General features: G+C 46.5%; 11 protein-coding genes. 4 read left to right on the top strand and 7 right to left on the bottom strand.

Annotation, left to right across the window (positions count from 1 at the left end):
- Positions 1-271 precede the first annotated feature (271 nt).
- Complete coding sequence (locus IE070_RS11695; RefSeq protein WP_189483377.1) at positions 272-1,087, top strand: peptidylprolyl isomerase; 816 nt, start codon at positions 272-274, stop codon at positions 1,085-1,087.
- A 121-nt stretch (positions 1,088-1,208) separates the two neighbouring features.
- Here the strand turns inward: IE070_RS11695 and IE070_RS11690 are convergent, their stop codons facing one another.
- The 6 genes from IE070_RS11690 to IE070_RS11665 all read right to left on the bottom strand — a co-directional run bounded on the left by IE070_RS11690 (position 1,209) and on the right by IE070_RS11665 (position 7,950).
- Positions 1,209-1,979: a LytR/AlgR family response regulator transcription factor gene (locus IE070_RS11690; RefSeq protein WP_189483376.1), complete on the bottom strand. Its 771-nt coding sequence runs from the start codon at positions 1,977-1,979 to the stop codon at positions 1,209-1,211.
- Complete coding sequence (locus IE070_RS11685; protein ID WP_189483375.1) at positions 1,972-3,042, bottom strand: sensor histidine kinase; 1,071 nt, start codon at positions 3,040-3,042, stop codon at positions 1,972-1,974. The genes IE070_RS11690 and IE070_RS11685 overlap by 8 nt, the downstream gene beginning before the upstream one ends.
- Before the next feature lie 60 nt (positions 3,043-3,102).
- The gene (locus IE070_RS11680) at positions 3,103-3,846 is read right to left on the bottom strand and encodes a hypothetical protein (protein ID WP_189483374.1); all 744 of its coding nucleotides are present in this window, start codon (positions 3,844-3,846) and stop codon (positions 3,103-3,105) included.
- A gap of 171 nt (positions 3,847-4,017) precedes the next feature.
- Positions 4,018-5,325, bottom strand: a complete 1,308-nt coding sequence (locus IE070_RS11675; protein ID WP_189483373.1) for a short-chain fatty acid transporter — start codon at positions 5,323-5,325, stop codon at positions 4,018-4,020.
- A 176-nt stretch (positions 5,326-5,501) separates the two neighbouring features.
- Positions 5,502-6,977 carry an NAD-dependent succinate-semialdehyde dehydrogenase gene (locus tag IE070_RS11670; RefSeq protein ID WP_189483372.1) on the bottom strand — a complete coding sequence of 492 codons (1,476 nt, stop codon included), beginning with the start codon at positions 6,975-6,977 and terminating at the stop codon, positions 5,502-5,504.
- 55 nt (positions 6,978-7,032) lie between these two features.
- Positions 7,033-7,950 carry a LysR family transcriptional regulator gene (locus tag IE070_RS11665; RefSeq protein ID WP_189483371.1) on the bottom strand — a complete coding sequence of 306 codons (918 nt, stop codon included), beginning with the start codon at positions 7,948-7,950 and terminating at the stop codon, positions 7,033-7,035.
- Between the two features lie 126 nt (positions 7,951-8,076).
- Between IE070_RS11665 and IE070_RS11660 the strand changes: the two genes are divergently transcribed.
- Together IE070_RS11660 and msrA are read left to right on the top strand one after the other, a co-directional pair.
- On the top strand, positions 8,077-9,150 hold the full coding sequence (locus IE070_RS11660) for a tartrate dehydrogenase (protein ID WP_189483370.1): 1,074 nt from the start codon (positions 8,077-8,079) through the stop codon (positions 9,148-9,150).
- Between the two features lie 201 nt (positions 9,151-9,351).
- Positions 9,352-10,638 carry a peptide-methionine (S)-S-oxide reductase MsrA gene (msrA, locus tag IE070_RS11655; protein WP_189483455.1) on the top strand — a complete coding sequence of 429 codons (1,287 nt, stop codon included), beginning with the start codon at positions 9,352-9,354 and terminating at the stop codon, positions 10,636-10,638.
- Between the two features lie 35 nt (positions 10,639-10,673).
- On the opposite strand, the gene IE070_RS11650 is transcribed toward msrA, so the two are convergent.
- Positions 10,674-11,915, bottom strand: coding sequence for an acyltransferase family protein (locus IE070_RS11650; protein WP_189483369.1), 1,242 nt, complete (start codon positions 11,913-11,915; stop codon positions 10,674-10,676).
- Positions 11,916-12,047: 132 nt separating this feature from the next.
- Here IE070_RS11650 and IE070_RS11645 point away from each other — a divergent pair, with 132 nt between their 5' ends.
- The gene (locus IE070_RS11645; protein ID WP_229797047.1) at positions 12,048-12,941 is read left to right on the top strand and encodes a LytTR family DNA-binding domain-containing protein; all 894 of its coding nucleotides are present in this window, start codon (positions 12,048-12,050) and stop codon (positions 12,939-12,941) included.
- Positions 12,942-12,992 lie beyond the last annotated feature (51 nt).

The following is a 12,992-nucleotide window of genomic DNA, read 5'->3' as shown; positions in this document are numbered from 1 at the left end:
ATGGTGTCTTTTTAGCAAACAGGTGAAAAAACGTTTTGGCAGGCTGCTAACAGACTCTTCACGTCCGCAAATGTGTTGGGCATTTATCTATTGAACTTAACAGAGATTCGCTGATCTTAATTATATATGTTTAAAAAGTACGTCAAGGTTATCTCATCATCGCGTAACGACAGCGCTTTTCATTGGAAAAATTGCCTAGAAACAAGTATGGTAGGCGGGTTAACTAAGGTCGCTTACCCCTAAGCGGAATGGATGTAAGATGGAACTCGGAATGAAAACTAAAAAATCGTTATTATGTGCGTTAGCCCTATTAGGCAGCAGCTTGTCGCTCTCTTTGCACGCAACTATTGTTGAGTTTAAAACCTCGCTTGGTACCTTTGAAGTTAATTTGTTCGATGAAACTACGCCGGAAACTGTCGCCAACTTTTTAAAATATGTTGAAGCTGAACGCTACGATAACAGTGTTATTCACCGTATGGTGCCGGACTTTGTGGTACAAGGCGGCGGCTTTACTTACACTGGCCAATTGCCCATTAAGGCAATTCCAGCCTTTCCTGCTGTAAAAAACGAACCAAAATGGTCAAATCGTCGCGGCACGATCGCCATGGCAAAAATTAGTGGTCAACCTGATAGCGCGACGAATCAATGGTTTTTCAATGTAAAAGATAATCACGCCAGCACGGCTAACAGTGTAGGGCTAGACGCACAAAATGCTGGCTTTACCGTGTTTGGTCAAATCTCTGAGCAAGGCCTTGAAATCATCGATGCCATTGCGAAGTTACCACGTTTCAATATGGGCGGTGCCGCTGATAGTATCCCCTTACGTAACTACACTGCTGCAGATGCCGCCGTCGCAAAATTAGTAACCGATCAAAACTTTGTGATGATTGAAAGTATTACGGTGGTCGATGCACGCCCTAATACTGCTGCAGGTCTAGCGCCAGTTGCAAACACAACGCCCCCTCAAGTTGAAGTGCCAGGCGAAGAAACCGAATCAGAGTCAAGTTCAGGTTCGATGAACCTCTTCGTGCTACTGTTATTACCTTTAGCGCTTTTACGCAGAAAATGGGCAAAAGCCACGCACTAAGCTAACTCAAGGCGCTTGCTAAAAGCGCTTTAACGCTTATATCTAAAGCGGGTTTTTGCAAAAGGCCCGCTCAATAGCGAAACAACCATTCCTATGCTTTCAGAGCAACAGTCTAGCTGAATTAAATGCCTAACCAGCGATTAAAATCGCCGGTACGACTCTGGCTGGTTTTTAGCTGCGCATTATTGGCTAAATACAGCGTGAGGGTATTTTTACAATAACGCTCTAAACGCACAATATGTTGGCTTTGTACGATTTCACTGCGATTAATCCGAAAAAATCGCTCGGGATCCAGTACGGCCTCCACTGCTGGTAAGCTGTTGTACGGCAAATAATGCCTTTTCCCCTGTTCATCAAACGCCATTATTAAGCTGCCATCGGCTTGAATATAAACAATATCCGCTACCTGTAAAAAGTAAATCTGCTGTTGCTGGCGTACGGCAATACGACTGAGATAGTTGGCCTTTGGGGTAGGCAGTGCTTGTAATAATTGTTGTAGCTGGTTAACTAACAGCGGCTCGGTTTCAGGCTGGCAGCGTAACTGTCGAAACTTCTGCCAAGCTTGCTGCAGCTTGTCGCTGCTATAAGGTTTTAATAAATAGCCAATACCAAAGTTTTCAAAAGCGTTCAGCATAAAGTCGTCATAGGCGGTAATAAAAATCACCGGGCAAGGCGGCGGTTGCTGTTGGTAGCTTTGAAAAACATTGCCGTCGCTTAATTCAATATCCGAAAAAATCAGATCAACCTCATTCGGTTGCGCCAGCCAGGCGCTAACCTCTGCCACGCTGCTCAATTCTGCAATAATGCTGATGTCATCTGTTAAGTCCATTAATAAGCGCTTTAACTTGCTGCGCGCCAGTGGCTCATCTTCAATAATGATAATCTTAAACATACTGCTTCCTAGTATCCTCAACCGTTTTGGGGATCAGCGGCAAGCTAACGCTAAATTGTGCGGCGCTTTGCTTAATCTCAATATTTTGCCCAGTTAAAAACAAAAACTGTTTTGACAAGTTTACTAAGCCGATACCATTTCCCTTAGTCGCAGATTGTTTTGCCTGATACGGATTCGTTACCACTAATTTATCCTGTTGCAACTCAATAGTGATTCGCATAGGTTCAGCTGCAGTTGCTCGATTATGCAATAGAGCATTTTCCAGCAACAGTTGCAGGGTGAAAGGTGGCAGTAAAAATGCCGCGGCCTCGTTGGTATCAACCTGTATTTGCAACTGATAGTGCTCACCTAATCGCAGCTGCATTAAATTAAAGTAATGATTGGCAAAAGTTAACTCCTGCATTACAGGCACGACTTGCTGCTGACTATTGTGCAACGATAAACGATACAGTTCGGCAAAGTTATTGAGGTAATCGCTGGCGCGCGCGGGCTCAACACTAATCAGTTCATCTAAGGTATTGAGCGCGTTAAACACAAAGTGCGGATTTAGCTGTGCTTTTAATTGTTGAATTTTAAGCTCGGCTAATTGAGCATTATAATCAGCCAACTGCTGCCGATAGACTACGGCCTGTTTACTGTGGATATACGCCAGATAAATGCCAGCATACAGCGCTAAGTCAACCACATAACCCAAATTGGCGTGTAATAGTACGGCGCTATTAAAGTTCTTACTGATATTGCCAAAGAGTGCGGCGATTAAAAAACCCATGCCATTGTTAAATAACAGATAACAAAGCAAGGCTAACAGTAAAATGCGTACATAGTCCGCTAACGATAGCGGCTGCTGCTGTGTAGATCTATGGCGGTTTAACCAAAAGCGCAGCACGCAAAAGATCAGCAACGCCGCCCAAAACTGCATGAGCGGCCCTTCTGGCGTAAAGGTATACCAAGATAGCATCCCGGCTTTCACTCTGTTGCTGATCACTAAGAAATAGCTAAATAAAAAGACCAGTAGTAAAAAAGTTCGGTCGACCTGAAGGTAAGCGAGTAAGCGTTGTAACATCGTCTTGATATATCCCTAAGAAGAAAGGCGCCCGTTGGCGCCTTAACACAGAGTCACTTCCTACTTTGCTGCACCAGACCAGGTATGAGTAACTTCGCCTTTGCTATTCATAAACTGTAACTGCACTTCGTCGTGTTCGTCTACATAAAACATTGCCCGCGGTGAGCCATCTTTGGCAAACAGGAACAAACCATTATTCTGCTCTGCAGTTTTACCCAATAAAATTCGCGGTGCGCCACCAATTAAGCCTTGTTGCTCATACTCGGCAATTTTTTTCTCGCGTTCAGACCTATCGGTAATTTGTGACAGCTCACGCATAATCTCGCGGATTTTATCTTGGGTTTCAAACTCGGGGCGATCATTAAAAGCTAAACCAGAACGAATAACTCTTTTATCGCCGCGTTTTTCATCGACCGTAAGCAGTTGCATCACCTGATCACCATCGTATTTATCAAAAGTTAACGACATGCCTGCGCTGTGGCCGCGCTCGTTTTTACTACCATCGTAAATAAAGCCACCCGCTTCAATGCCCTCTTCGTTAAAGAACAACATACCAGCGCGCTTTTTCCGATCTTCATTTAAGACTTTGCCATTTACTTCTTCGGTGGTAGGAAAACGCGCTGTATTGGTGAGCAACATTTTTACCGTGCCGTCAGCTTCAATAATATTTATACGTTCAACCGATAAGGTTTCAAAACGGGCATCATTATTGGCCTTCATACCGGTGGTAAGGATCACCGCTGATAAAGCTAAGCTTGCAATAACAGCACCGCGTAATAGTTTGAGTTCTTTTTCAATTTTCATAAAATTTGCTCGCTAATTGTTGAGGTCACAATCAGTATTAGCGAGCGGCGCAGCAGACTCAAAGCCGTTTTAATAAGCTAAGGAACCTCGCTGCCAAACTACGGAAAATCTCGGACGAATTTGAGCTTTACAGCAAACTCAGCAACGTTTTTTACAATGGCAGATACTCACCTAAAAGTACGTTAACACCAAACCGATAATAACCCCGCTGATCAGCAGCTGCATTAAGCAAAACCCCATTATGTCTTTGGCTTTTAAGCCGGCAATTGCCAACACCGGCAGCGCCCAAAAGGGTTGAATCATATTGGTCCAGGCATCGCCCCACGCCACCGCCATAGCTACCCGACTGACATCAGCACCTAATTCTAACGCCGCAGGTAACATCACCGGTGCTTGCACCGCCCATTGCCCGCCACCCGATGGCACAAAAATATTGACGATACCAGCACTAATAAAGCTCCAAAAGGGCAAACTTTGCGCGCTGGCAAAGCTCACAAACCACTCTGACATACTCTGCGCTAAGCCCGATTGAATCATCACGGCCATAATACCGGCATAAAATGGAAACTGAATAACAATACCGGCGCCGCCTTGAATGGCTTGCTGCAAGCTGTGAAGTAGTCGGCGTGGTGTGCCATGTAGCACTATGGCTAAAAAGATAAATAAGTAATTAACGATATTCAGATTAAGGCTGCCGCCTTTTAAAAAGTATTGCACTAGATAAGCGATACCAGCAAAACCAACCAATAAGGCTAACACCATACTATTTTCAAGTTTATCTGCGGGGCGCTCACTGCTACTTACTGGCGGAGGCTCGTCTTGTAATTTAGCCCGATCCACATAAACGCTATCAGACGGTTTGGGTAGCATTAAACGGTTAACCAACGGCACTACAACAAACAATACGCCAAGCAGAAAAAGATTAAACCCTGCGAAGATGGTATTGCTACTAGGGATAACGCCGATTAAGTTTTCCGAAAAATGTCCCGGCGTGGCGATAGTGAGGGGTACTGAACCGGCTAAGCCACCATGCCAGACAATAAACCCTGAATACGCGCTAGCCACCAGTAAGCGATAATCGACTTGAATTTGCCGCGCCAATGCTTTCGCAAACAAGGCACCAACCACTAAACCAAAGCCCCAGTTAAGCCAACTGGCTAATAACGATACCACGGTGACCAATACAATCGCCTGACCTGCCGTTTTTACCAACCTCGCTAAGCGATCTAATAACCCCTTAACTAGCGGCGTGCTGGCCAACATATAGCCGGCCACTAACACCAGTAGCATTTGCATCGAAAAACTGAGCAAGCCCCAAAAGCCGTCGCCCCATTGGGTAATGACTGCTAAAGGCGTTTGCTGCTCAACTAACATGGCGGCAGCAAACACCACCAGTGTAAGCAGCAGTACAAAGATATAAGGATCGGGCAGGTAACGCTCTACCAATTTTACAAAAGGTTTTGCAGCAGTATTTAACATAATAAACTCTTGATTTTATTTAGTTATAATCGTAGTAAACAAGCTTGAGTAACACATTTAACTTAAAAATAGGCGAAATAGCCCTATGCTGCAATGCGACTTTGGTGCAGCGCAGTGCATGTCATCTCGTAAAGTCTACAACCCTGAGTTCTCCTTGAGGCCCGACTTCGCTTATCTTACTCGGTTAGTTGCCCTTCACAAAAATACACCAATTGCAGGTAATCATCTAAACCATAGTGCGAGCCTTCACGACCATAGCCTGACGCTTTTATGCCACCAAAAGGCGCAACTTCACTGGAAATAGCGCCTTCGTTAATCCCGATCACACCGGCTTGTAACATGCGACTCACGCGATGAATTTGCTTATGATCGTTACTGTAAAAATAGGCTGCCAAACCAAATTCGGTATCGTTAGCAGCCTGCAGCACCTCAGCTTCCGTGTTAAAACGGAATAATGGCAACACCGGGCCGAAGGTTTCCTCGTGAAACAGGGCCATCTGGTTATTCGCGTTACCTATTACCACAGGTGCAAAAAACCAGTCCTTAACCGGCATGGCGCTACCACAAAGCAAGTTACCACCCTGTGCCAGCGCATCCTGAACATGGCGACTGATTTTATCTATCGCCTTTTGATTAATCATCGGGCCTATCGCAGTGTCCGGCTCGGTCGGTAACCCCACTTTCATTTGCTGCACTCTAGCGACTAAGCGTGTTGCAAACTCGGTATAAACGCTTTCTTGCACATAGATCCGATTCGGGCACACACAGGTTTGCCCGCCATTGCGCAGTTTCGCCAGTAGCAATCCCTGTACCGCCGCGTCTAAATCGCAGTTTTCAAACACAATAAAGGGCGCGTTACCGCCTAGCTCCAGCGATAATTTTTTTAATGTTGCGGCAGAACGCTCTGCCAAATAGCGACCGACCGCGGTTGATCCCGTAAAACTTATTTTTTTCACTTGTGATGCGTTTAACCACGCGTCAACCGCAATCGCGGTTTGAACACGGGATGCCGTAATAATATTAACAACCCCAGCAGGGCAGCCAGCTATTTCAAGTAGCTTTATCATGGCCAATGCGGTGAGGGGGGTATCTTCCGCGGGTTTCGCGATCACAGTACAACCCGCTGCAAGCGCTGGGGCAATTTTACGGGCCAGCATAGCAAATGGAAAATTCCAAGGTGTGATTACCGCCACAACACCAATAGGGCGCTTTTCTACCGTTTGTCGCCGAGAAGCTACTGTTGCAGGTAAAATATCGCCACGCACTTGCATAGCTTGCTGCGCAAACCATTTAACGTAGGACGCGCCATACGCGACTTCGGCTTTGGCCTCTGCCAGCGGCTTACCTTGTTCCGTAGTGATAATAAGCGCCAGATCATCAGCATGCGCGACAATGAGAGCATGCCAAGCATCCAATAAATCGGCACGTTGACGAGGTGTAACACATTGCCATTGCACAAAGGCCTGCTCAGCTGCCGCTAACGCCTCGCTAGCATCTTGTGTATCGCTGTCGGCAATATGAATAAACGCTTTACCAGTACTGGGATTAAGTACAGGATACTGCTGCCCTGTGGCCGCTGATTGCCAACGGCCATTAATAAAGTTTTGCGTATTCAGCAACACTGGATGTCTTAATGCCGCAGCCAGATCCATAATAATTCCTTTACCTAGTGTAAGATTTTCACCATAGCCTTATAACGTTGCCAACTCAATACTGCGCTAACGGCGGCACTCGAGTAGCAAGGTGTGTCGTTAAAAAATGTAACCAGGCCTGTAAACGACCAGACATAAAACGCTGACGTTCGTAAACCGCATAAAAATCGGCTGCAACACTTTGCCAATCAGGTAATAACGCCACCAGTGAGCCTTGTGCCAAATGCTCATTTACGTCCCACCAAGAACGTAACAAAATACCATGCCCATCAAGTGCAAAACGGGTAATCACTCCACCGTCGTTGCTACTAAGATGGGCGTTAACTTTGACGGTAGTCATATTTTTAGGGTGTTGCCGCGCCACAAAGCGCCAGAGAGGAAAGTCAGTATGGTTTTCACGGATAACCAAACATTGCTGTTGTACTAAATCACTAGGATGCTGCAATGCTGGCATCCTGGCAATATAAGCTGGCGATGCACACAATATTCGTCTGTTTTGCAGTAGCGGCCGAGCAATTAGCCGTGAGTCTGGCGGCTCACCTACCCGTATGGCCATATCGAAGCCATGATCAAGTAAGTTAAGTGGAAAATTTGTTAACTCTAACCAGCCATCTATTTGCGGATGCCGCGCACAAAACTCAGAGAATAACGGTGCGATATGCCGACGGCCAAACCCAAAGGTGGCATTTACACTCAGCCGCCCACTCAGAGCATCACTGCTGCTTAATGATTGCTCTAAATTGGTTAGTGCTTCTAAAATATGCTGTCCTTGCTGAATGTAACGCTCACCTTCTGCCGTTAAACTTAAACGGCGCGTGGTACGATTGACTAGCATCACACCCAATCGTGCTTCTAATTGTTGTAATCGCTTACTCACTGCCGATAAGGATAATCCCAGCTCACGAGCGGTTAAGGTTAAACTCCCCGCACGCGCTAACAACAAAAAGAAGCGCAGATCATCTTGTGCCGCCACCCCATTCTCCACTTTTAAGAAACAATAGCTTGAATAGTAGCCTGATTATTTTCTTTTTCACAGCGTCTACACTGTAAGTCACCGTATCTAAGAATAAGACTTCTCATTCATCATGGAGTATGGGTTATGACACACCGTATCGCGGTAATCGCAGGCGATGGCATTGGCCAAGAAGTAATGCCGGAAGGATTACGCGCGCTGGAAGCCGCAGCCAACCGTTTTAAGCTTGATCTTGCGTTTACGCACTTTGATTTTGGTAACTGCGATTACTACTTAGCCCATGGCAAAATGTTGCCAGAGGATTGGTTTGAGCAATTAAAAGACTTTGATGCCATTTTCTTTGGTGCAGTGGGTTGGCCAGAAAAAGTACCCGATCACATCTCCTTGTGGGGCTCGCTGTTGCAATTCCGTCGCCGCTTTGATCAATACATCAATCTGCGCCCCTGCCGTTTAATGGCTGGCGTAAAAAGCCCGTTGGCCAATCGCAAACCCGGAGACGTCGATTTTTATGTGGTTCGCGAAAACACCGAAGGCGAATACTCCAGTGTTGGCGGTAAAATGTACGAGGGTACTGAACGCGAAATTGTGATCCAGGAAACGGTGATGTCACGCTTTGGCATCGATCGAGTGTTGAAGTATGCCTTTGAGCTGGCACAAAAACGCCCCCGCCGTAAACTTACCTCTGCCACCAAATCTAATGGTATCGCTATTACTATGCCGTACTGGGACGAGCGGGTAGACGCTATGGCGAAAAACTATCCTGACGTCAGCACCGATAAATACCATATCGATATTTTAACCGCTAATTTTGTGCTGCATCCCGACTGGTTTGATGTAGTTGTAGGCAGTAACTTATTTGGCGATATTTTATCGGATCTCGGTCCGGCCTGTACCGGTACTATTGGCATAGCGCCCTCAGCCAACATTAATCCAGAAGGTACATTTCCCAGCTTATTTGAACCGGTACATGGCAGTGCGCCCGATATTGCCGGTAAAGGTGTAGCGAATCCTATTGGGCAAATATGGTCAGGGGCGATGATGCTTGAACATTTTGGCTATAAAGCGGCAGCTGATCATATGGTTAATGCGATTGAGGCCGTTTTGGCACAAGCCAATCCTCTGGTGATCACCCGAGATTTAGGTGGGCAAGGCACTACACTCACATTAAGCGACGCTATTGTCTCGGCCATATGCCGCTAACAAAGTAATAATACTGGGCGCAAAATCTGTGGTGCCCATAACCACAGCACAAATATGCGCTATGCTTTACAGCTTAGTGGTCTATACCCGCGTACGTTTACGTAAAAGCCAATGAACGCGGGTTGGAGAAAGATAATGCAGTTAAGTAAATTTATTCGTCAGGGGTTTTTAGTAAAAAAAGCTAGGTTGTTAATACACCTCATGTTAAGTAGCTTGTTACTGTTTGCTGTTGCAAGCCAGGCTAATACCGCTAAAGCCAATCATGTTATCGCGAATAAAGCCGCTGACAACACCAGTGTTACACAAGCTACTATGCAGCTCGACACATTAGTAGTAGGTGCAGGCTGCTTTTGGGGCGTGGAAAAACGCTTTGAAGCGATAGACGGTGTGACTGATGTGGCCTCGGGTTATGCCGGGGGTGATGGCGTAAAACCTAGTTACCGCGAGATAACCCACCCACGTAATAAATTTAACCCGAATAACCATGCTGAAGTGGTGCAGATCACCTTTGAACCGCAGCGCGTGTCCGTAGACACCTTACTGCAACACTTTTATGAAATGCACGATCCGACCCTACAAAACCGTCAAGGTAACGATATTGGTACGCAGTATCGCTCAATTATTTTGTTTAACAGCCCTGCGCAAGCGACAGCCGCTAACGACGTTACGGCGCGTTACCAGCCTTTACTAAGCGCAGCCGGTTATGGGCAAATTCAAACGCAAATTCAGCCTTTAAAACAGTTTTATCCGGCGGAAGAATTTCATCAGGATTACCTGGCGAAAAACCCCAATGGTTATTGCCCTGATCATGCCACCGGTGTGCGTTTTTCCGGCGAGGCAGTGCAAACCGCGGCCGTTGATAACAGTGCCTTACTGCAAGGTAAACATATTGTGATGCTAGATGCACCAGATTGCCCTTATTGCGAAAAATTTAAAGCAGACGTTGTAAAAGATTATCAGGGCGCAATTCCATTACATTTACGTAAAGCGAATCAATTAACTGGCCTGCAAATTACCTCGCCCACCTGGGCCACGCCAACAATCTTGTTCCTAGAAAACGGTAAAGAAACGCTAGGCGTGCAAGGCTATATGGCACCTGCTGATTTTTACAAAGTGCTTGGCTATTTTAGTTTGGGTGAGCAAAGCGAGGCCTTTAAAGTGGCGTTTCAAAGCGCCACCGATCGACCATTTTGCCAACAATACGAACAATTTCGTAATACGCCCGATGGTGTTTTTATTGATGCCCTCAGTGGTGCTGCGCTGTTCGATACTCGTGATCGTTTTAACTCCGGTACCGGCTGGCTCTCTTTTAGTAAACCGGTAGCTGGCGCAGTGACCACCCGCCCTGATTATAGCCACGGTATGGTGCGTACCGAGGTGCTAGCGGCGGTATCGGGGATCCATTTAGGCCATGTCTTTAACGATGGCCCTAATGGCAGCACCCGCTATTGTATTAATGCCACGGTATTGGAGTTTGTAGCACGCTAGCCCGTTAGTAATGGCGTCTATCGGTATTAGCCATTTTATAGCAATAGGGTGAGCGCTAAGGGTGTAACAATAATTAATCCCAGTGCATACCCTAAGCGCTGCTGCCACGGGCTAAAAACATGCGTGGTTTTTAAGCCTACTAACGCAGCGCACCAAGGCAGATGCCAAAACACCCCGACAAATACTACTGAGGCGACAAGCGTAAAAAGTAACACTAATGCCGCCTCCAGTGCACCACCCAACTGAAAGGGCGTTAAGTACAGTGCCGCGATAACGATGGCGCTTTGATGCACCAAATAAATAGGAAATACCGTCCTATTGGCAACGTTGAGATAACGATGCGGCTTATTAAGATAACGCTCGGCCAATGCCAGTAACCACCACACTACCAGCGCAGCTTGCAGTACAAAACTGCCCAGTAAGCCGATTTGCAGCTGGGGTTGCAACGCTGAGGGCAGCAGCGCCGGTTGGGTATAACAATAATATAAACCGCATAACAGCAGATAATTGCCGAAACACCCCCAACCAAGCCAGGTTCGCGCCACGGCTAACTTTTGCCAAAACGCCGTTTGTCCTACCAATAACGCCCCCACTAAAAAATAGCCAAAACCTTGCACATCACGCCGGGCATCGTCTTCCAATCCATAGCGGCTAACAAACAGTAACGCGCTATACAACAGCAACTGCCAGCCTAACGGCAATGCAAACACACGACCAATCTGGCGTTGCAAGGGCGGCCAGTACAGTAAGGGTGCGAGCAGCAATAACACGAAAGTAAATTTCCACAGCGAGCGTAAATACCAGAGATGATTTACATCAACATGCGGCCATACCCCACGCTGGTAAGCCGCAAAAAGCGGATGAGACAGATCAAAAAATGCCTGATAGAACTGCCAATAACTTAAGGTTAGGCCATCTTTTTGCACCATTTCCGCATACAGCTGTGGTGGCACTATAATCCATAGACCCACCATTAATGGTAGTAACAACCCGACACTGCGCGTTAACGCTAGTCTGCCATAATGCTGCCAGCGGCGTAGTCGCCGCAAAACCGTACCGAGCGCATAACCCGAGATAAGCCAAATTAATAACATCCGCCAGGGCGAGGAGGCCAACATCAAATATTCCAAGGTGCTGCTGAGATACTGGCTTTTATAGTGAAAGCCCCAGCGCTCCACATACAACATGCCCGTGTGGTAAAAAATTAATAGCGCAAACGCCAGTACTCTTAACCAATCTAATTCATAGCGCCTTGCTAGTTGCCCTGCGTCAGCCATCTTGCATCCTGTTATAATTTAAGCCATTGTCAGTCATGCTGTTGTTCAAATATAAGTATGCATAGCGCATTACCATAGCGATATTTGTTGATAGCTAAACGGTGGAAATAAGGGATAACAGGTGGGACAACCGTGACGAAAAACGTCAAAATGACACTAGATTCACAATTACGGCAACACCCTGTTGCCTGTGCCTATGCAGTTTTATCGCTCTTTTTATTGATTAACGCAACGGTAAATGCCAGCTCAGTCTGGACAGATTTACAACGCGCGGCCGTGACGGATACCGCCCGATGGGAGCCATTTTTATGGGAATACAGCAGCGCGCTAAGCACCCTATTATGGTGCCCGCTACTGTTTTGGTGGTTTACCCGCTATCCGCTACGGTTAGCACAATTTGGCCGGCAACTGCTTAGCCATCTGGCGGCGTCCCTGATGTATGCCTTGCTGCATATCATTACGATGATTGTATTACGCCAACCCATTTATCACTTGGCAGGTGGTCACTATGGCTTTGAGCCCCTTACCGCCGACTTTGTTTACGAATACCGTAAAGATGCTTGGGCCTATGTGTTTTTCATGTGCTGTTTTTATATTGCGCGATTTATTCATTCACGGTTAACCGGTGAAGCTCATACTCTCGATCAGGCTGAAAACACTATCCCGGCTAACCTAACAGAGGATCGGCAAGCAGCCCCAAATTTTTACTTAGTGAAAAAGCTGGATAAAGAGTTCTTGCTAGCCACAACAGATATAGAGTGGTTAGAAGCCAATGGGAACTATGTGAATTTACATAGTCAGGGCCGTATTTATCCGCTGCGCGCGACACTGAGTGCGACTATACTGCAACTGGCACCAATAGGGTTTTGTCGCATCCACCGGAGTGTGGCGGTGAATGTGAATAAAGTTGTCAGTGTACAATATCAAAGTAGTGGCGATGGCGAGGTACATTTGCAATCTGCTGCGAAAATAAGCCTATCGCGCCGTTATAAAGAAGACTTTAAGCGGTATTGGCAAGCCGGATAATTTTAGCGATATCAACCTGTACAGCACTGCGGTAACCAGGCCGTAATGCGT

Source organism: Alishewanella tabrizica, assembly GCF_014652375.1.
In the GTDB taxonomy this organism is placed as follows: domain Bacteria; phylum Pseudomonadota; class Gammaproteobacteria; order Enterobacterales; family Alteromonadaceae; genus Alishewanella; species Alishewanella tabrizica.
Note: the sequence above shows the minus strand (reverse complement) of the source record. Positions and strands in the feature narration are given on the sequence as shown.